Below are 21,744 nucleotides of genomic sequence, written 5' to 3'. Positions count from 1 at the left end.
CCTTCCTTCTCTCTAGAAAAATAGAGAGCGCCTTGTAGTTCGGCGCTCTGATCACGTTATTGATATATCTCTTATTCTTCTTCCTGTAAATTTAATATTTCTAAAATACGTTCTAAATCATCTTCAGAGTAAAATTCAATTTCAATTTTCCCTTTATTATTAGATTTTCTAATTTGTACATTTGTTCCAAAGTAATCACGTAACTGTGATTCCTTTGCTGCCACGAATATATCTTTTTTCTTTTGTTGAGTTGTTTCACGTGAAACTTCTTCATTCAAATTGTGTACTAACATTTCAACTTGCCGTACGTTTAAACCTTGTTTGATGACCTTATTTGCCACTTCTGATATTCTTCTTTTATTTTTCAATCCAAGTAATGCTCGTCCTTGTCCCATCGATAATGTTCCATCATTCATAAACTCACGAACATCCTCTGGTAATGCAAGTAAACGAACATGATTGGCAATATGCGGTCTACTTTTCCCTAATCTTTTGGATAGCTCCTCTTGCGTTAAATGTAAGCTTTCCATTAAGCTTTGATAGGCCTCCGCCTCTTCAATAACTGTCAAATCTTCACGCTGTAGATTTTCTAAAATAGCTAGTTCCATCATTTGCGCATCTGATAGCTCTTTTATAATAGCTGGAATAACCTCTAAACCTGCTAATTGAGTCGCTCTATAACGGCGTTCTCCGGCAACGATTTCATATTTACGTCCTTTTTTACGTACAGCAATTGGCTGTAAAATACCATGTTCCTGTATAGAGTCAGCTAATTCTTGTAAAGTTTCTTCATCAAAAATTTTACGAGGCTGAAATGGGTTTGCGATGATAAGCTCTAATTGTATTTCTTCCACTTGCCCACTTTGTTCTATAGACTCTCCAGGAAATAATGCACCTATGCCTCTTCCTAGACCTTTAGCCATTTTTAATCACTTCCCTCGCCATCTCTAAATACACTTCTGCACCTCTTGATTTTGCATCATAAATGATAATCGGCTGCCCATGACTTGGAGCCTCACTTAATCGCACATTACGAGGAATAATTGTTTTGTATACTTTATCTTGGAAATACTTTTTCACTTCATCAATAACTTGTAAGCCAAGGTTTGTTCGTGCATCAAGCATCGTTAACAATACACCATCAATGTATAATTGCTGATTTAAATGTTTTTGCACTAAACGGACAGTTGATAACAACTGACTTAACCCCTCTAATGCGTAATATTCGCATTGTACAGGAATAATAAGTGCATCCGAAGCAGTTAAAGCATTAATTGTTAGTAGCCCTAACGAAGGTGGGCAATCAATAATAATATAATCATAGTCTTCTTTTACATCTTGAAGTGCGTGCTTTAAACGTACTTCTCTGGAAATTGTTGAAACTAATTCTATTTCTGCTCCTGCAAGTGAAATGGTTGCTGGAACAATTGCTAAGTTTTCGACATTTGTTTGTTGAATGACATTTTCAACGTTTTCATCATCAATTAATACATCATAAATACAGCCTTGAAGTTCTCCTTTATTTACACCAAGTCCACTTGTTGTATTGCCTTGTGGATCAGTATCGATTAGGAGCACTTTCTTCCCTAAGTATGCTAGACAAGCGCTCAAATTGACCGATGTCGTTGTTTTTCCTACGCCACCCTTTTGATTGGCGATTGCTATAATTCTACCCATTTAAAAGCACCTGCTTTCATCTATCAAAGGTTCACTTTGACAAATCATTTGTAAAATCACTGATCAATTATGCCTCGGCATAATTGTGTCCGAATTCGGTTTTGTGCTTAGGCCTGTAGCATGCAGGTCAGTTAGTCGTATTCGCATGGATGCGATAATTTTAGGCTAACATCCTTTATGAACGCCTTTCCGAATCCGTGACATCCACCGAAGGCTTTGGGCCAACAGATGTTTTTTGCGCGAAGCGTAGTGCTAACGCAGCGTCAGCAACAAGATGTTTGTCACTCAGTCGTTGCCACAGGACGAGGCATTCTTAAACTGACTTCCTCTATTACGGACGGTTGGACACCCGCTGAAAAGTAACTTAAACTACCACTTACAGAGGTGAGAGACTTCTGTAACTGACGTCTACTTCGTTACAAAAAACACTTGCTCCAAAGAAGTAAATACCTCTATCTAACTTTCATTCTATCAAAAAAACAGAAAATAGTTGTATAAAATATTAAGAATATATGCAAAAAAGGAGACATCTCCCAGAATTATTACTGAGATGCCTCCTCCGTACAGAACTATAAAAGTAGTTCATCATTATATCGCGGGGTTGATTTTCGGTCCAACTGAACACTTTCCTGGTGGCGTTTATCCTCACTCCAACCACTTATAGAAATATCATCCGCAACTTTGATGATGCTATAAAAGCCATTTCTTTATTTTTCCAATATAACTTTAATCACTACTTAAGACTTTTTCTTTTTAGGTATTTTCACTGTAATTTGATAATATTCCTCTGTGTCTTCTTCTTCAGTCTTAACTGTTATACCGCTCTTTGTTACCATAGATAACGATTGTTTAATCGTATTTAAAGCAATGCGTACGTCTTTACTAATGGCCTTACGTTTCGGCTTTACTTTCTTTGGCTCTGCTTCTTCTTGAGCTTCTGCCTCCGGATGTAGTAAAGCATAAATCTGTTCTTCTAATTGGCGAACATTCCAATCATTTTCAATCGTTTGTTGTAAAACTTCTAGCTGTAATGACCGATCTTTAATTGCAATTAATGCACGTGCATGTCGTTCAGAGATTTCACGCTTCAAAATAGCTTGCTGCACTTCTTCAGGAAGCTTTAGTAAACGTAATTTATTGGCTACCGTGGATTGTCCTTTTCCAAGTCGTTGGGCCAGAGCTTCTTGTGTCAGCTCATGAAGCTCTAATAATTTTTGATAGGCAACAGCTTCTTCAATTGCTGTTAATTCTTCACGCTGTAGGTTCTCGATTAACGCGATAGAGGCTGTTTCCTTATCAGTTAAATTTCTTATAATTGCCGGAACTTCTGTCCATTGTAGCTTTTTCATTGCTCGATAGCGACGCTCACCAGCAATGATTTCATATTGATTTTCCGCTGTTTTACGTACAACAATTGGCTGAATTACACCATGCGTATGAATGGTTCTTGATAATTCTTCAATTTTTTCATCATCAAAAATAGTACGTGGCTGAAAACGGTTAGGTACAATTTGATCAATAGGCAGCTTTATAACTTCTTCTGCTGCATGAACCGTCTCTGCTTGTTCTACTTCATTTTTCACAATAGGCTCAGTTTTATTACCGCCTCCAAAAAAACGTGAAAAAGGACTTTTCATCCAAGTGGCACCACCTTTAAGTAACTATCTTGCTCTGTTTCATTCTATTATTATTTATTATATTTCTTAAAATGTATATAGTTCGTAGATGTCATTTGCTATAACCATCCATAACTAGTATGTATGCTCAAAATAGAAAAAATATTTTCTACTTTGAGAAGTTTCACATGAAACACTAATTATTGAATTGGTGTTTTATTTGGTACACCTGGTTTTCGCGGGTATTTTTTCGGTGTTCCTTTTATTTTATCAAAGATATATAACATGCGGTCACTTTCTTCAACAGGTAGTAGGAAAGAAAATTCTTCTTTTAGCGCAACCCCTAATGTGGCCAATGCTTTTTTTGCATCTTTTAATTCTTCCGCACCAGCTGCCGCTTTTAAAGCAACAAAATAGCCACCTTGCTTCGCTAGTGGTACACATAACTCCGATAAGACCGATAATCGGGCTACCGCACGAGCTGTTACAACATCGAACTGCTCACGATATTTCGCATTTTGTGCAAATTCCTCTGCACGGGCATGTACGAAATTCATATTATCTAATTGTAACTCATCACTTAAATGATTTAAAAATGTAATTCTTTTATTTAAAGAATCGACAATTGTTACATGTAAATGTGGGAAGCAGATTTTAATCGGAATACTTGGGAAACCAGCACCTGCTCCAACATCACAAACTGTCGTCACTTTTGAAAAATCAAAATAAAAAGAGGCACTAATCGAATCATAAAAGTGCTTTAAATAAACTCCTTCTAAATCTGTAATAGCAGTTAAGTTCATCTTTTCATTCCACTCAACAAGTAACTCAAAGTATTTTTTGAATTGAGCAATCTGCTTTTCAGAAAGTTCAATGCCCTTTTCCTTCAGAGCCTCGATAAATTGTTGTTCGTTCATGTAAAGTCTCCTTTTTCTAACTGGCTTTACTATCCCTATTTTTGATTTGTAAGCATGTACTCGTTCACATTTACCAATCAACTATATAAAAATAAGACTAGCCTTAAAAATAGGAAGCGGGCACAAAGGTATGCCCGCCTCTTATTCACTTTACTGTTGTTAATTATTCGCCGCTGACACGTGCAATTTTACCTTGCTCAATATAAACAAGTAATATTGAAATATCTGCTGGGTTTACACCAGAGATTCGCGATGCTTGGGCAATGGAAAGTGGTGTAACTTGTTTTAATTTTTGTCTAGCTTCTGTTGCTAAACCTGAAATAGCGTCATAATCAATATTTTCAGGGATTTTTTTATTTTCCATTTTATGAAGCTTCTCAACTTGTTGCAATGCTTTTTCAATATAACCTTCATACTTAAGCTGAATTTCAATTTGTTCCTTCACTTCATCCGAAAACTCTATGTCTGCTGGAATTAACGAAGAAATTAACTCATAATGCATTTCTGTACGTTTTAATAAATCCGCTCCACGGATACCATCTTTTAGCTCACTACCACCTACAGAGCGAATAGTAGCTTGTGTTGCTTCATTTGGTTTAATAATCACTTCACGGAGACGTGCAATTTCGTTTTCAATCAGCTCTTTTTTCTCATTGAATGCTGCATATCTTTCTTCAGTAATCATTCCTATATTATAACCTAGCTCTATCAAACGTAAATCAGCGTTATCATGACGAAGTAGTAAACGATATTCGGCACGAGATGTTAATAAGCGATACGGTTCATTTGTTCCTTTCGTTACTAAATCATCAATTAATACGCCAATATAAGCATCTGAGCGGCTTAAAATTAATTCTTGTTTACCAAGCACATTAGCAGCAGCATTGATCCCAGCCATTAAGCCTTGAGCAGCCGCTTCCTCGTAACCTGATGTTCCATTAATTTGACCAGCTGTATATAAACCTTTAATACGTTTTGTTTCTAAAGTTGGCCACAATTGTGTTGGCACAATTGCATCGTACTCTATAGCATAGCCAGCACGCATCATTTCTGCTTTTTCTAAGCCTGGAATTGATTTTAGTAAACGTGTTTGCACATGCTCTGGTAAGCTAGTTGATAAACCTTGTACATATACTTCACGTGTATTGCGACCTTCTGGCTCTAGGAAGATTTGGTGGCGTGGTTTATCGTTAAATCGCACAACCTTGTCTTCAATAGAAGGGCAATAACGTGGACCCGTACCTTTAATCATCCCTGAATACATCGGTGAAAGATGTAAGTTCTCCTCGATAATTTCATGTGTTTCTAGGCTTGTATAAGTTAACCAGCAAGGTAGCTGATCCATGATGAATTCAGTTGTTTCAAAGCTGAATGCACGTGGAACATCATCTCCTGGTTGAATCTCTGTTTTATCATAATCAATTGTTCGGCTATTCACTCGTGGTGGTGTACCTGTTTTAAAACGCACAAGGTCAAAACCAAGCTCTTTTAAGTTATCAGCTAAACGAATTGACGGTTGTTGGTTATTAGGACCACTTGAATATTTTACGTCACCAATAATGATTTCACCACGAAGGAATGTACCTGTTGTAATAACTACTGTTTTAGCGCGGTAAATAGCACCAATTTGTGTAATAACACCTTTTACTTCCCCGTTTTCGATTATTAGCTCTTCCACCATTCCTTGGTGAATTGTTAAATTTTCAGTTTCCTCCAACACACGTTTCATTTCTTGTTGATATAAAACTTTGTCCGCTTGTGCACGTAATGCACGCACAGCAGGGCCTTTCCCTGTATTTAACATCCGCATTTGAATATGCGTTTTATCAATAACTTTCCCCATGACGCCACCTAATGCGTCAATTTCTCGTACTACGATTCCTTTGGCAGGACCACCAATGGAAGGATTGCATGGCATAAATGCAATCATATCTACATTGATTGTTAACATCAGTGTGTTAGCACCCATTTTGGCAGCAGCATGTGCAGCTTCAGAACCTGCGTGACCTGCGCCAATTACGATAACATCAAACGTGCCTGCCTCATAATTTGTTGGCATAGCTCGTATCTTCCTTTCTTTAGTAAAATTATTTTCCTAAGCAGAACTGTGAAAATAACTGATTGATTAGGCTTTCTTGTACTGTGTCGCCGATAATTTCCCCAAGTATTTCCCAAGTTCTAGTAACATCTATTTGCACCATATCAACAGGTACACCAGCTTGCGCTCCAGCTAATGCATCCTCGACCGTTGCTTGTGCTTGATGAAGTAATGCTATATGTCTTGCATTTGAAACATATGTTAAATCGCCCGCTTCAATTTGCCCTTCAAAGAATAGCGCGGCAATTGCTTCCTCTAGCTCTGCGATGCCTTCTTCCTGTAAAAGAGAAGTTGTCACAACGCGATGATTGCCTGCTAGCTCCTTAACACGAGCTATATCTATTTTTTGCGGTAGATCTGTTTTATTGACAATAACGATGTAATCCATCGCTTGAATTGTTTCGAATAGACGTTCATCCTCGGCAGTTAATTCCTCTGCGTAGTTTAAAACAAATAAAATTAAATCTGCGCCACGCAACGCCTCACGTGAACGTTCAACACCAATTCGTTCAACGATATCCTCTGTCTCTCGAATACCAGCTGTATCGACTAAACGAAGCGGAACACCACGTACATTCACGTACTCTTCTATAATATCACGAGTTGTACCTGCTATATCTGTCACAATAGCCTTATTCTCTTGTACTAAGCTATTCAAAAGAGAAGATTTCCCAACGTTTGGGCGGCCTAAAATAACAGTTGATAGACCCTCTCGTAATATTTTCCCTTGAGAAGATGTTTGCAAAAGTTTAATAATTTCATTGCGTACCCATGTACATTTTTCTACTAACACTGGTACCGTCATCTCTTCTACATCATCATACTCCGGATAATCTATATTAACCTCTACTTGTGCTAATGTCTCTAGTAATGCTTGGCGTAAGTCACCAATTAAACGCGATAATTTGCCATCCATTTGTCCCAACGCAACATTCATCGCTCTATCAGTTTTTGCTCTTATTAAATCCATCACTGCCTCAGCCTGTGATAAATCGATACGTCCATTTAAGAATGCGCGTTTTGTAAATTCACCTGGCTCTGCGAGTCTTGCTCCATTTGTTAATGCTAGCTTTAATACACGGTTCACCGAAACTAGTCCCCCGTGACAGTTAATTTCTATTACATCCTCACGAGTGAATGTTTTAGGCCCACGCATTAATGACAGCATTACTTCCTCTACAACCTCATTTGTTTTTGGATCAACCAAATGTCCATAATGAATTGTATGTGAAGCCTTCGTTGTTAAACTTTTACCACCAGGCGATCTGAATATTTTATCTGCAATCGCGACTGCTTCGTCCCCACTTAAACGAACAATCGCAATAGCTCCTTCACCCATAGGTGTGGATATCGCAGCAATTGTATCGAACTCCATTTAATGACCTCCTTAACGTTATCCACATGTGGATAAATAAAACCGACCAATACTTACTAACACCTTAGACTAACATATTTTCTGCAAAATCTAAAGTAAGGATAATTTCCAATTGTGGATAATCAGAAAGCTCTACATTATAGCACGTATTTCGACAAAGGCTACGCTTTTGCAAAAATATCTGTTATAAGTTCGCTTTATTACTATAGATTAGAGCTATACGTTAGTAGATATATACTATGAGAAGTGGTTGATTGGAGTGTAGACTGGGCGACTCCTCGGGGATCAGCGTCACAGATGAGACCCTGCAGCGAAGCGAAGCGGCTCATCGGGCGCCCCCAGGAAAGCGCCCAGTCGGAACGGAAATCAACCCCTCCTTTTGCCAAAGAGCCTACTTTATTTAATAGCACACCTTAATTTACTGACATAATAGTTTTCAACAACATAAAAAAGTCATTTTATCATGACGATAAAATGACTTTTTATTTTTGTCTGTATGTTTTTTACGAAGTTTAGCCGTTCTTTACAGGTTCAATGACTAAATAACGATTAGGCTCCGTTCCTTCTGAATATGTTTCAATATCAAGGCGATTTGCCAATTGATTATGAATAATTTTTCTCTCGTACGACTGCATTGGCTCAAATGTCACACGCTGATTTAAGCGAAGTGCTTTATCTGCCATACGATCTGCTAGTAATTCCAAAGCTTCTTGACGTCGTTCACGATAGTTTTCTACGTCTAATTTCACCATTAAGAACTGCTTGGCACTTTTATTTAACACAAGATGTGTTAATTGCTGTAGGGAATTTAATGTTTGACCACGTTTCCCTATAAGCAGTGCAGCTTTCTCACTTTTCAGTTGAAATAATACATATTTCCCTTCACGTGTCGTTTCAATCTCAAGATCATGAATACCCAACTGTTCGGCAATATTTACTAAATAAGTCTTTGCATCTTCAATTGGGTTTATCGAGGTTTCTTCTTCCTCTTTTTGTTCCTCTACGATTTGTTGAACAGTTTCGATATCACTTGGTTGTTCAGAAACTTGTGAACTTATTGTTTCAACATCATCTATTACTGTTGGCTCGACAAATTGAGTCGTATTTTGCTGTTCAGCTTCTTCTACTTCAATTGTTGATCGAACCTGTACTTCCTTTACTGTTACACGAACTTCTGCAGATCGTGCACCAAAACCTAAAAATCCTTTTTTACCTTCTTGTAAAACTTCAACATCTACTTGTTCACGGGTTTTGCCAAGTTTCTGTAACGCCAATGAGATCGCTTCTTGTGTTGTTGCGCCTATTTGCGTATGTTGTTTCACTTTTTAGCCCCTCCATTTTGAGCAGGTTGTGTTTTATTTTTTTCCCAAGGTTTGTAAATAAACAGGTTTTGAGCAATCGAAATAATGTTACCGATTACCCAGTATAGTGATAATGCTGCTGGTAATGCCATACCGAAAGCAATAATCATAAATGGCATAATGTACATCATTATTTTCATTTGAGGGTTATCCATTGCTGGGCCCGTACGTAAAACGATAAATTGCATTAAACCAGCCGTAATTGCTAGTGCCGGTGCAGTTTCTGCTAACGGGAAAATAAAGAAATTCCCTAAATCAAAAGCAGGTGTAGCATTCATACGACTAATCGCATGGTAGAAACCAATTAAAATTGGCATTTGAATGAATACAGGTAAACATCCAGCAAGTGGATTGACACCAGACTCACTCATAAGTTGCATCATCTCTTTTTGATACTGTTGCTGTGTCTGTGCATCCTTAGAAGCATACTTCTTTTGCAATTCCTTCAATTTCGGCTGAATTTCTTGCATTTTCTTAGAGCTCTTTGTTTGTTTAATCATCAATGGAAGAATTGCTAAACGAATGATAATCGTTACAACAATGATCCCCCATGCATATGAACCGAGCAAATCAGCAAAATATTTAATCGCTGACACTAAAGGCCAAACAATGAATTCATTCCAGAAGCCTGTGCTTTCTTTGGAGATTGGTTCATTAAATTCTGTACAACCAGATAGTAGTAATACTACTGATACTAGCGACAAAATTACCCAAAGTTGTTTCTTCAACCTTTTTCCCCCTACAAATACTATTCACTTTTTCTAAAACTATATGCATTCTCTTCTTTATACAATTACAGTTTCCTGCAACTGAATAAAGTTATCAGTTATTTTATCATGCATATATCGTTTCACTCTACTAAATATTCTAACAACGGGCACATATTTGCTAAGTAATGTTACTAATAATTCATATATTGCAGTGAAAATCCGATTTCGAAATACCCCTATACGTATTTATATTGGCTTCACTTTCGCGCAGAAACTAAACTATTCTATCTCACCACTTTGGTTGCCATCCATATTAGGCTTTCTTCAATGCTTTTGCGATTCGTAGTACATGCTGCAAACTTTGTTTTACTTCATGAAAATCCATCGTGGCCGCCGGTTGTCTGGCGATAATAACATAGTCCATATTCGGCTTTAGTTCATCCTTTAATTCATGAATACTTTGTCGAATATAGCGTTTGATTTGGTTGCGTGTTACTGCATTCCCAAGCTTTTTACTAACCGATAATCCTATACGAAATTCCGCTTGTCCCTCTTTTTCTAAAAAATATACGACAAACTGACGATTAGCGAAAGATTTACCCTTTTTAAACACCTTTTGAAAATCATCGTTTTTTTTCACTCGTTGGCGTTTTTTCATTACTTTCACCTGCTACTCGATAATTATCCTTTGATCCTCATTTTTAGGTTTACCAAAAATAAAGAAAAAAAAGACCACTGATGTGTCTCAGTGGACTTATTTTATGCTGATAATACTTTTCTTCCTTTACGACGGCGAGCAGCAAGAACTTTGCGACCGTTTTTCGTGCTCATACGTGCGCGGAAACCGTGAACTTTGCTGTGCTTACGTTTTTTTGGTTGGTAAGTACGTTTCATTTATATAGACACCTCCTGGATGAGTTGAATTTTTCAACATACAGACCTGAATATTATATAAAGTAACTAGTTATTTTGTCAATGAATTTTATAAATTTCTATATTTCCGCAAATCTATGTCTATTTTTTATTTCAATCATCTTCTGCTACATAAAAATAAATTATCCACAGAGTACTTGTTTTTTTTACACAGAGTTGTGTATAGTATTTTTTGCATATTTTTTTATCCACAACATTTATCTACACCTTTTTCACATAAGCAGACCTTGTGGACAACTTGGAAGTGCATAAATGAAAGGTATGTGGATAAGTTTCACAAACTATTGAAATAGCTTTGTTTTTCTGATACGATATCTGTGCTTCACTTTGTTGAAAACTGAAATGAACTTTAATTTTATCCACAACTGTTGATATGCTGTGGATAATTTTTATCACAGCCTTTGGTTAACTTTTATCCACAACTTGTGAGTTTGTGGACTAGTTGTAAAATGAACGTATTTACCGTTTCTATAAATGCGCTTTTAATTGTATTGAACTGAAAAGGAGATTAGCAGCTTGGAACATTTAGAAGAACTATGGAATAATGTCCTGGCTCAAGTTGAACAAAAAATTTCTAAACCAAGCTTCGAAACGTGGCTAAAGTCTACTAAACTACTTTCCTACAATGGTAGTGGTTCTACTGTGACAATTGCTGCGCCAAATTCGTTTGCTCGAGACTGGCTTGAAAATCATTATATTCATTTGATTACAGGTATATTAACGGAGCTTACAGGCGAAGACTTGCTTATTAAGTTTGTTGTTCAAAAAAACCAGGATTCGGACGATTTTGATTTACCAGCGCCGATTATCCAAGCAAAAAATGACGATCATCATGATATTTCACCAGGTATGTTAAACCCGAAATATACTTTTGATACATTTGTTATTGGCTCTGGTAACCGCTTTGCACATGCTGCCTCGCTAGCTGTCGCAGAAGCGCCTGCGAAGGCTTATAACCCATTTTTTATCTATGGGGGAGTAGGGCTTGGCAAAACACACTTAATGCATGCGATTGGTCATTATGTACTTGAACATAACCCAAATGCAAAGGTGGTATATTTATCATCTGAAAAATTTACAAATGAATTTATTAACTCAATTCGAGATAATAAGGCACTAGATTTCCGCAACAAATATCGCAATGTAGATGTACTGCTAATTGATGATATTCAATTTCTAGCTGGAAAAGAATCAACTCAAGAAGAATTTTTCCATACTTTTAATACATTGCATGAAGAATCGAAGCAAATTGTTATTTCTAGTGACCGTCCTCCTAAGGAAATACCAACCTTGGAAGATCGTTTACGTTCTCGATTCGAATGGGGACTAATTACAGATATTGCGCCCCCTGATTTGGAAACTCGTATCGCTATTCTTCGAAAAAAAGCAAAGGCTGATGGCCTAGAAGTGCCAAATGAAGTCATGCTCTATATTGCGAACCAGATTGACTCCAATATCCGGGAGCTTGAAGGTGCGCTTATTCGCGTCGTTGCCTATTCATCGCTTGTTAACAAGGATATTAATGCAACTTTGGCTGCTGAAGCATTAAAGGATATTATCCCTAATTCAAAGCCGCGAACTGTCACGATATTAGACATTCAAAATGCAGTAGGAGAGCACTTTAACATTCGTTTAGAGGATTTTGCCGCGAAAAAACGTACGAAGTTAATTGCCTTCCCGCGTCAAGTCGCCATGTTTTTATCTCGCGAATTAACAGATTTTTCGCTGCCGAAAATTGGCGAAGAATTTGGTGGACGTGACCATACTACGGTTATCCATGCTCACGAAAAAATATCTTCTATGTTGAAAAATGACGTTCAGCTACAGCAAGATATTAAACAAATCCGAAGCATGTTAGGGAAATAATGTTGTGGACAACACAAACATTTAAACACAAACTTATACACAGTCTATCTACATGTGGATAGACTGATTTTATTCACTTAGAAGTACTTATCCACAAATCCACAGGACCTATTACTATATCTTTTTTATTTTATATAAATAAATAATATAAATATGTGAGGGAAAACGAATGAAATTTGATATTTTACGTGACCGTTTATTAGAGGGTTTAAATGATGTCATGAAAGCCGTAAGTTCAAAAACGACTATACCCATTTTAACGGGGATAAAAATGGATGTAACAGATGAGGGTATTCGCTTAACAGGTAGTGATGCTGATATTACAATTCAAACATTTATTCCAGTTGAAGAAGATGGCCAACAAATAATTCATATAACAGAAACAGGATCAATTGTTGTACAAGCTCGTATGTTCAATGAAATTGTTCGTAAATTACCAACAAATGAGGTTGAAATTCAAGTAACAACTGGTTTCCAAACTCATATTCGCTCAGGTAAATCTGAATTCCACTTAATTGGCTCTGATGCTGCAGAATACCCTTTATTACCCGAATTAACAGAGGATCAAAAATTTACTATTCCTGCTGATCTATTAAAATCAATTATCCGTGAAACAGTATTCGCTGTTGCCACTTCAGAAAGTAGACCGGTGTTGACAGGTGTAAACTGGCAGATAAAAAATGAAACATTAATCTGTGTTGCAACAGATAGCCACCGTTTGGCAAGACGTAAAGTTCAACTGGAAAATTTACCTGAGGTTGAACATAGTGTTGTCATTCCTGGTAAGAGCTTAAATGAGTTAAATAAGGTTTTAGAAGATTCTACAAATCTTGTACAAATTGTTATCACAAGTCAGCAAGTATTATTTAAAACAGGGGAAGTATTATTCTTCTCTCGTTTACTTGAAGGTAACTACCCAGATACATCACGTTTAATTCCAGAAGAGTACCAAACAAATCTAACGATTAATGGTAAATCATTATTACAAGCAATCGATCGTGCATCTCTTGTTGCTCGTGGCGATCGTAACAATGTTGTACGTTTTGAGATTTTAGATAATCAAGCTGTCGAAGTTTCTTCTAATTCTCCAGAAATCGGTAAAGTACAAGAGGAAATTCCTGTTGAGTCATTAGAAGGGGAGAACTTAAAAATTTCTTTCAGTGCGAAATACATGATGGAAGCACTAAAAGCAATTGATGGTCAAGAAGTAGTCATTCAATTCACAGGGGCAATGAGACCATTTATTTTACGTTCTGTTCATGACGATGCTATTTTGCAATTGATTTTACCTGTGCGTACGTATTAAAAAATCAATTAAACCGAGTCCAAATTGTGTCCGGAATCAGTAATAGAAGTAAACAATTTTTGTCGGAGAGAATAAACTCCATCATTTCAAACTCAAAGGACCTTGGAAAATGTACTGATAGTCGCTAATTGCGGCTATCTTTTTTTACTTATGGTGAATTTTTAGGTATGATAGAGAGATAGACGATCTGTATTTGGAGGGGAACTCAGCTATGAAGGACATTGAAATTGATGTAGAGTTTGTCACATTAGGACAGCTTTTAAAAATGACCGATGCCATTAGCTCTGGTGGTATGGCCAAGTGGTTTTTACAGGAAAATGATGTATATGTAAATGGAGAAATAGATGATCGCCGCGGTCGTAAATTACGTGACGGTGACATTGTAAATATTCCTGGATGTGGTCGATTCCGTATCGTAGGTACCACTGGGCAGTAGATTATGCATATAGAGCAATTAAAACTTACAAATTACCGTAACTATGATGCCTTAGCTTTAAACTTCTCTCCAAAAATTAATGTTTTCATTGGTGAAAATGCTCAAGGAAAAACAAATGTTATGGAATCTATTTACGTATTGGCGATGGCTAAATCCCACCGCACGACGAACGATAAAGAATTAATACGTTGGGATTCAGACTATGGTAAAATAGAAGGGGCCGTTCAAAAAAGGCATGGTATTTTACCGATTGAGCTTACGATTACGAAAAAAGGCAAAAAAGGTAAGATAAATCACATAGAACAAAGTCGCTTAAGTCATTATATTGGCCAAATGAATGTCGTGATGTTTGCACCCGAAGATTTAAATGTCGTAAAGGGAAGTCCGCAAATACGACGACGTTTTATTGATATGGAGATTGGGCAAATTTCGCCTGTTTATTTACATGATTTATTAACCTTTCAAAAAGTTTTAAAGCAACGTAACCACTTTTTAAAGATGAATCAAGGGAAAGCAATGCCAGATGACGTGATGTATGAGGTTTATAATGAACAATATATTCACGCAGCTACCCAAATTATTCGAAAAAGATTTCAATTTATGGATTTATTGCAGGAGTGGGCAGAGCCAATTCACGCAGGTATTTCACAAGGGAAGGAAACATTAGTTATTAAATACCGCACAGTAGCTGGTATTGAAAAAGAACATACTTCCAGTGAAATTGAAGACTTCTTGCATAAAAAGCTAATAGAAGCTAAGCCGCGTGAATTTGACCGGGGTGTAACACTAGTTGGTCCACACCGAGATGATTTGCAGTTTTTGGTAAATGGCTATGATGTTCAAACATATGGTTCACAAGGACAGCAGCGTACAACCGCTCTTTCATTAAAACTTGCTGAAATCGAGTTAATTAAACAAGAAACAAATGAAACACCCATACTACTTTTAGATGATGTATTGTCAGAACTCGACGATTATCGCCAATCGCATTTATTAAATACCATTCAAGGTGAAGTTCAAACCTTTGTCACGACTACAAGTGTTGATGGAATTCACCATGAAACGATGGAGCATGCACAGCTGTTTCACGTGAAACAAGGCGCGATTGAAGAAAGTTAGCCCGGGAGTTTTTTAGATTACAAAAGAATGGTAATAGTCAGCTCGGTTGACTGTTCATTCATTTACACACAATGATGTTATGAAGGAGTAGATGAAAGCCGTGGCTATAGAGAACGAAGGTTTACAAAATCAAGCTTATGAAGCCGATCAAATACAGGTATTAGAAGGTTTAGAAGCGGTACGTAAAAGACCAGGGATGTATATCGGTTCAACAAGCTCTAAAGGGCTTCACCATTTAGTATGGGAAATTGTTGATAATAGTATTGATGAAGCTCTTGCAGGATTTTGTACAGATATAAAAGTAACGATAGAAAAAGACAATTGGATTCGTGTAGAAGACAATGGTCGTGGTATACCAGTAAGTATTCAAGAGAAAATGGGTAAGCCTGCTGTTGAAGTTATTATGACAGTGCTCCATGCTGGCGGTAAGTTTGGCGGTGGAGGATACAAAGTATCAGGTGGTCTTCATGGTGTAGGGGCATCTGTTGTAAATGCTCTATCAGTTGAGACGATTGTGCAAGTTCATCGTGAGGGTCATATTCATGAAATTAAATTTGAACGTGGAAAAACGATTCAAAATTTAATGATTATCGGTGATTCAGATCGTAACGGTACAACTACACGTTTTAAAGCAGACCCTGAAATATTTAAAGAAACGACTGTTTATGAATATGATATTTTAGCACATCGTATTCGTGAATTGGCTTATTTGAATCGTGGCATTAGGATTACAATTGCTGATGAACGCGAAGGTGAAGAACGTTCTACTACGTACCATTATGAAGGTGGTATCCGTTCTTATGTAGAGCATTTGAATCAATCTAAAGAGCCTATCCATGAACCAATTGATGTTCTTGGTGAAAAAGATGGTATTTCAGTTGAAATTGCTATGCAATATAATGCTGGATTCTCTTCAAATATTTTTTCATTTGCTAATAACATTAATACGTATGAAGGCGGTACACATGAGTCTGGTTTTAAAACTGCTTTAACACGTGTTATTAATGATTACGCACGAAAAAATGGACTATTAAAAGAATCAGATGCAAATCTCACTGGTGAGGATGTTCGTGAAGGGCTAACAGCTATTGTGTCAGTTAAGCATCCTGATCCACAATTTGAAGGACAAACGAAAACAAAACTTGGTAACTCTGAAGTTAGCCAAATTACTAACTCCTTGTTCTCAGATGGTTTTGAACGATTTATGTTAGAAAATCCAACTGTTGCTCGTAAGGTTGTAGAAAAAGGTTTAATGGCTGCTCGTGCACGTGTCGCTGCTAAAAAAGCACGTGAATTTACACGTCGTAAAAGTGCACTTGAAGTATCAAGTTTGCCAGGTAAGTTAGCTGACTGTTCTTCAACAAATCCAGCTGAATGCGAAATTTATATCGTTGAGGGTGACTCTGCCGGTGGGTCAGCGAAATCTGGACGTGATCGACACTTCCAAGCGATTTTACCGTTACGTGGTAAAATTCTTAACGTGGAAAAAGCTCGCTTAGATAAAATTTTATCGAATGCAGAAATTCGTGCGATGATTACAGCATTCGGCACAGGTATTGGTGAAGAGTTTACTTTAGAAAAGGCTCGTTATCATAAAATCGTAATTATGACAGATGCCGATGTTGATGGTGCCCACATCCGCACATTACTATTAACATTCTTCTTCCGTTTCCTTCGACCTCTCGTAGAGGCAGGTTATATTTATATTGCACAGCCACCTCTTTATCAAGTAAAGCAGGGTAAGCATGTTGAATATTGCTATGATGAAGAAACATTAAAAGAAATTTTAGAGCGACTACCAAAAATGCCAAAACCAAATGTGCAACGCTACAAAGGTCTAGGTGAAATGAATGCAGAGCAGCTTTGGGAAACTACCATGGATCCTGAGCACCGCACATTGTTACAAGTTGAATTAGATGATGCAATTAAAGCAAACCAAGCATTTGAGCGTTTAATGGGCGATGAAGTTGAACCGCGTCGTCAATTTATCGAAGAAAATGCTGTATATGCTAATTTAGATATTTAATTTTTCTTGAGAGGAGGTCTACACTTTGTCAGAACAAGAACGCTCCGGTGTTAAAGGAGTTAATATAACAAAAGAAATTGAAACATCTTTCCTCGATTATGCGATGAGTGTAATCGTCTCTCGTGCATTACCAGACGTACGAGATGGGTTAAAGCCTGTACATCGCCGAATTTTATATGGCATGCAAGAGCTAGGGAATACAGCTGATAAAGCGTACAAAAAATCAGCACGTATCGTTGGGGACGTAATGGGTAAATACCACCCACATGGTGACTCATCCATTTATGATGCAATGGTACGTATGGCGCAAGATTTCAGCTATCGTTACATGCTAGTCGATGGTCATGGTAACTTTGGATCTGTCGATGGTGACGGAGCGGCAGCGATGCGTTATACAGAATCACGTATGTCTCGTATTGCAATGGAAATGCTTCGTGATATCAATAAAGACACAATTGACTATACAGATAACTATGATGGTTCAGAAAAGGAACCGATTGTCCTTCCAAGTCGCTATCCAAACTTATTAGTAAATGGAGCGGCAGGAATTGCGGTTGGTATGGCGACAAATATTCCGCCACATCAACTTGGTGAAACGATAGATGCAGTGATAGCACTTTCTGAAAATCCTGCTATTACCACAGAAGAATTGATGGAAATCATTCCAGGACCTGATTTCCCAACTGGTGGATTAATTTTAGGTCGTAGTGGTATTCGCCGTGCTTACGAAACAGGTCGTGGCTCCATCATTATTCGTGCAAAGGTAGAGATTGAACAGAAATCAAATGGTAAAGAAACGATTCTTATTCATGAATTACCATACCAAGTCAATAAAGCTAAGCTTATTGAAAAAATAGCAGAGCTTGTACGCGATAAAAAAATTGATGGTATTACAAACTTACGTGATGAATCTGACCGACGTGGTATGCGAGTAGTCATTGAAGTTCGTAAAGATGCAAATGCCAATGTAGTTTTAAACAATTTATATAAACAAACAGCTATGCAATCGAGCTTCGGTATTAATATGCTGTCATTAGTAAATGGTCAACCTAAAGTAATGGGCTTAAAAGAAATGCTGCATCATTATTTAGAGCACCAAAAGGTTATTATTCGTCGTCGTACGGAATTTGACTTAAGAAAAGCAGAAGATCGTGCACATATTTTAGAGGGCTTACGTATTGCCCTTGATCATATCGATGAAATTATTGCTATTATTCGTGGTTCACGTAGTGGTGAGGAAGCGAAACCTCAATTAATGGAACGATTCAATTTATCTGAACGTCAAGCACAAGCAATTTTAGATATGCGTTTAGTTCGTTTAAGTGGATTAGAGCGTGAAAAAATTGAAGCAGAATATCAAGAGCTTCAAATTTTAATTGCTGAATTAAAAGCGATTTTAGCAGATGAAGCTAAAATTGTAGATATTATTCGTACTGAAATATTAGAACTAAAAGAACGCTTTAACGATAAACGACGTACTGAAATTACTTCTGGCGGTTTAGAAATGATTGAGGACGAGGATTTAATCCCAGTCGAAAATTCGGTCGTAACTTTAACGCACAATGGTTATATTAAACGTTTAGCTGCGAATACATATCGCAGTCAAAAACGTGGTGGTCGTGGTGTGCAAGGTATGGGCACAAATGAAGATGATTTTGTAGAGCATCTTATGAATACATCTACACACGATACAATTTTGTTCTTCACTTCAAAAGGGAAAGTATTTAGAGCAAAAGGTTATGAGATTCCGGAATTTGGCCGTACAGCGAAAGGATTACCGATTGTTAACTTACTCAATATTGAAAAAGGTGAGAAAGTAACAGCAATGATCCGTGTTGGTTCATTTGATGAAGATGCATACTTTATCTTCACCACTAAAACAGGTATTACAAAGCGTACACCAGTATCTCAATTTGCTAACATCCGAACAAACGGCTTAATAGCTATAAGTTTACGAGAAGACGATGATCTTATTTCTGTTCGTTTAACAGATGGAGATAAACAAGTGATTATCGGTACTCGTGATGGAATGCTTGTACGTTTCCAAGAAGAGGATATTCGTTCAATGGGCCGTACTGCAGGTGGTGTACGAGGTATTAAACTACGTGATGGTGACGAAGTAGTTGGTATGGAAATCGTTGAACCAGGACAGGAAATTTTAGTTGTTACAGCAAAAGGTTATGGTAAACGTACTTCTGAAGAAGAATATCGTTTACAGAGCCGTGGTGGTGTAGGATTAAAAACAATTCAAATCACTGATAAAAACGGTCCAATGGTAGCTGTAAAAACTGTTGATGGTTCAGAAGATTTAATGCTTATTACAATTAATGGCATGCTAATCCGTATGGATGTGAATGATATCTCTTTAATTGGTCGTAGTACGCAGGGAGTTCGTTTAATTCGTTTAGGTGATGAAGAGCTTGTAGCAACTGTAGCGAAGGTTGAAAAAGAAGAAGAATCTAACGAAGAAAATGATCAAGTAGAAGAATAATTAAAGACCGATGACGGCAGCTAGTGTTGCCGTTCATCGTTTTTTTTTGCATAAATCATGAAAAATAAGTAATTATTTTGAATTCCATGATAAAATAAACCTTATAAGTGAAATAGTGAAGAGGAGTTAATTGCGTGGAAACTATATATATCCCTATTTCAGAGTTACGCGTTGGAAAAGTAATTTCTGAAGATATTTTTGCTAATACACAATATCCAATCATTTTTAAAAACACGATAATTACCCATGAACATTTACCAGTTTTTTTTGCTTTTAATATATCGAGAGTTCCAGTTTATAAAGATGGTATAGAGGCTCGATCAGAGATAAAAGAAACAGAATTAGTTGTTCCAATAGAGGCTATTCCATCTTTTAAAAAGATTTATGACAATTCCATTGAACAATTTAAAAAGGAATTTAAAAATTGGGAAGCTGGTGCAAAGGTAGATATTACGAAAGCACGTAAAATTATTTTGCCATTACTAGAAATGGTTTTAGAAGATCGTACAATAATTTTTGATTTAAATGAGTATTCTAATCCAAAAGACTATTTGTACCATCATTGTGTAGCAACAGCATTGATTTCTTCCGTAATTGCACAAAAATTAGGCTATGATAAAGGAATGACAATACAAGTTGCAATCGGAGGGTTACTAGCAGATTGTGGAATGGCAAAAGTTCATCCACGTATCCGCGATAAAAAAACAACCTTAACAGAGCAAGAGTTTAATGAAATTTATAAGCATCCGATTTATAGCTATAATATGGTCAAAGATTTGACAATTTTAAAGGATACAATGAAAGAGGCTATTTTCCAGCACCATGAGCGTTTAAATGGTAGTGGCTATCCGAAAGGGGAAAAAATCGCAAATATTTCTACTTTCGCTCAAATCATCGCTGTTGCAGATGTATTCCATGCAATGACATGTGAGCGAGTGTATAGAACAAAGCAATCTTCCTTTAAAGTCATAGAGATGATTAATGAATCTGAATTTGGGAAGTTTGATATTAAAGTAGTTCGTGCACTAATAGATATTGTTGCCGACCTTCCTATAGGAACAATAGTTGAACTATCTAATTTGGAACAAGGCGAAGTAATGTTTGTAAATAAATTTGCACCAACTCGACCACTTATCAAATTATGTCATTCAGGAGAGATATTCGATTTAGGTAAAAATCGTACTTTCTATATTTCACGTATTATAACGGATTTATAATAGTTAGAAGGGCAACCCATTAACATTGGCGTTCGCCTTTTTTATTTTTATTCAATCGATAATTTATTTTAGGTGATAAAACTGAAGTATCAACAAAGACTTTAACCTCTAGCTACGTAAGAGGAAATTGATAGTTTAAATAAACGAAGTGAACTTGAAAAAATGATCTCTTTGAAATAATTTAACTGCTTTCAGAAATGTTTTATGTTACATAAGTGAAACAGCAGTTACAATGTCTTTTGTAGCGAAAGCAAAGCGTCAGCTATTAGGAGGTGAAATGAAATGTTGATTCAAGGCTAACTAATCCTCTGAACAAAGTGGTGTAGAAGAATAATAATAAATTTTAAAAACTATTAATTATTTTTGAGAAAGTGTTGACATGGCTTTGTATTCTTGATATTATTAGTGAGTCGCCAAGAGGTGATGCTTAAAACAAAGATTAATGAACCTTGAAAACTGAACAAGCAAAACGTAATCAATAAAGTTTTTAGTAACTAGCCTTGAGTTAGTGAACGAAACAAAATTTTGGACATCAAACATGATGCCAGCAAAACAATTTGAGCTAATCAAATTTCTTTTTATGGAGAGTTTGATCC

General features: G+C 36.8%; 17 protein-coding genes. 7 read left to right on the top strand and 10 right to left on the bottom strand.

All coding sequences use genetic code 11. From position 1 onward, the window contains the following. Positions 1-71: 71 nt before the first annotated feature. The 10 genes from ACIQ7N_RS06925 to rpmH form a co-directional block, all read right to left on the bottom strand. The gene (locus ACIQ7N_RS06925; RefSeq protein ID WP_132362495.1) at positions 72-923 is read right to left on the bottom strand and encodes a ParB/RepB/Spo0J family partition protein; all 852 of its coding nucleotides are present in this window, start codon (positions 921-923) and stop codon (positions 72-74) included. Beyond that, complete coding sequence (locus ACIQ7N_RS06920) at positions 916-1,677, bottom strand: ParA family protein (RefSeq protein ID WP_049662596.1); 762 nt, start codon at positions 1,675-1,677, stop codon at positions 916-918. The genes ACIQ7N_RS06925 and ACIQ7N_RS06920 overlap by 8 nt, the downstream gene beginning before the upstream one ends. Positions 1,678-2,414: 737 nt before the next feature. Further along, the gene (gene noc / locus ACIQ7N_RS06915) at positions 2,415-3,314 is read right to left on the bottom strand and encodes a nucleoid occlusion protein (protein WP_402931108.1); all 900 of its coding nucleotides are present in this window, start codon (positions 3,312-3,314) and stop codon (positions 2,415-2,417) included. Between the two features lie 179 nt (positions 3,315-3,493). Continuing rightward, a complete protein-coding gene (rsmG, locus tag ACIQ7N_RS06910; RefSeq protein ID WP_132362491.1) occupies positions 3,494-4,210 on the bottom strand; it encodes a 16S rRNA (guanine(527)-N(7))-methyltransferase RsmG in 717 nt (238 codons plus the stop codon). Between the two features lie 163 nt (positions 4,211-4,373). Beyond that, a complete protein-coding gene (gene mnmG, locus ACIQ7N_RS06905; RefSeq protein WP_402931106.1) occupies positions 4,374-6,269 on the bottom strand; it encodes a tRNA uridine-5-carboxymethylaminomethyl(34) synthesis enzyme MnmG in 1,896 nt (631 codons plus the stop codon). A gap of 28 nt (positions 6,270-6,297) precedes the next feature. Beyond that, positions 6,298-7,683 carry a tRNA uridine-5-carboxymethylaminomethyl(34) synthesis GTPase MnmE gene (gene mnmE, locus ACIQ7N_RS06900; RefSeq protein WP_132362487.1) on the bottom strand — a complete coding sequence of 462 codons (1,386 nt, stop codon included), beginning with the start codon at positions 7,681-7,683 and terminating at the stop codon, positions 6,298-6,300. A gap of 512 nt (positions 7,684-8,195) precedes the next feature. Beyond that, positions 8,196-9,005 carry an RNA-binding cell elongation regulator Jag/EloR gene (jag, locus tag ACIQ7N_RS06895; protein ID WP_142510019.1) on the bottom strand — a complete coding sequence of 270 codons (810 nt, stop codon included), beginning with the start codon at positions 9,003-9,005 and terminating at the stop codon, positions 8,196-8,198. Beyond that, entirely contained in the window at positions 9,002-9,772 is a 771-nt protein-coding gene (yidC, locus tag ACIQ7N_RS06890) for a membrane protein insertase YidC (protein ID WP_402931103.1), read from the bottom strand. The genes jag and yidC overlap by 4 nt, the downstream gene beginning before the upstream one ends. Positions 9,773-10,067: 295 nt before the next feature. Then, positions 10,068-10,412: a ribonuclease P protein component gene (rnpA, locus tag ACIQ7N_RS06885; RefSeq protein ID WP_402931101.1), complete on the bottom strand. Its 345-nt coding sequence runs from the start codon at positions 10,410-10,412 to the stop codon at positions 10,068-10,070. A gap of 101 nt (positions 10,413-10,513) precedes the next feature. Continuing rightward, positions 10,514-10,648 (bottom strand): 50S ribosomal protein L34, encoded by a 135-nt coding sequence (gene rpmH / locus ACIQ7N_RS06880; protein ID WP_004233310.1) that lies wholly within the window; start codon positions 10,646-10,648, stop codon positions 10,514-10,516. A 555-nt stretch (positions 10,649-11,203) separates the two neighbouring features. Between rpmH and dnaA the strand changes: the two genes are divergently transcribed. The 7 genes from dnaA to ACIQ7N_RS06845 all read left to right on the top strand — a co-directional run bounded on the left by dnaA (position 11,204) and on the right by ACIQ7N_RS06845 (position 21,148). Next, positions 11,204-12,553, top strand: coding sequence for a chromosomal replication initiator protein DnaA (gene dnaA, locus ACIQ7N_RS06875; protein ID WP_132362479.1), 1,350 nt, complete (start codon positions 11,204-11,206; stop codon positions 12,551-12,553). 169 nt (positions 12,554-12,722) lie between these two features. Next, a complete protein-coding gene (gene dnaN / locus ACIQ7N_RS06870) occupies positions 12,723-13,859 on the top strand; it encodes a DNA polymerase III subunit beta (RefSeq protein ID WP_132362477.1) in 1,137 nt (378 codons plus the stop codon). A gap of 211 nt (positions 13,860-14,070) precedes the next feature. Next, positions 14,071-14,295, top strand: coding sequence for a S4 domain-containing protein YaaA (yaaA, locus tag ACIQ7N_RS06865; RefSeq protein ID WP_132362475.1), 225 nt, complete (start codon positions 14,071-14,073; stop codon positions 14,293-14,295). 3 nt (positions 14,296-14,298) lie between these two features. Further along, positions 14,299-15,414 carry a DNA replication/repair protein RecF gene (gene recF, locus ACIQ7N_RS06860; protein ID WP_323654844.1) on the top strand — a complete coding sequence of 372 codons (1,116 nt, stop codon included), beginning with the start codon at positions 14,299-14,301 and terminating at the stop codon, positions 15,412-15,414. Positions 15,415-15,505: 91 nt separating this feature from the next. After that, positions 15,506-17,440, top strand: coding sequence for a DNA topoisomerase (ATP-hydrolyzing) subunit B (gyrB, locus tag ACIQ7N_RS06855; RefSeq protein ID WP_402931097.1), 1,935 nt, complete (start codon positions 15,506-15,508; stop codon positions 17,438-17,440). Positions 17,441-17,465: 25 nt separating this feature from the next. After that, positions 17,466-19,931, top strand: a complete 2,466-nt coding sequence (gyrA, locus tag ACIQ7N_RS06850) for a DNA gyrase subunit A (protein WP_402931095.1) — start codon at positions 17,466-17,468, stop codon at positions 19,929-19,931. Between the two features lie 134 nt (positions 19,932-20,065). Beyond that, complete coding sequence (locus tag ACIQ7N_RS06845; protein WP_132362467.1) at positions 20,066-21,148, top strand: HD-GYP domain-containing protein; 1,083 nt, start codon at positions 20,066-20,068, stop codon at positions 21,146-21,148. Positions 21,149-21,744: the final 596 nt, after the last annotated feature.

The organism is Lysinibacillus sp. NPDC095746 (genome assembly GCF_044763535.1).
In the GTDB taxonomy this organism is placed as follows: Bacteria; Bacillota; Bacilli; order Bacillales_A; family Planococcaceae; genus Lysinibacillus.
The sequence above is the reverse complement of the archived record's forward strand: the minus strand, read 5'-3'. Positions and strand labels throughout refer to the sequence as shown.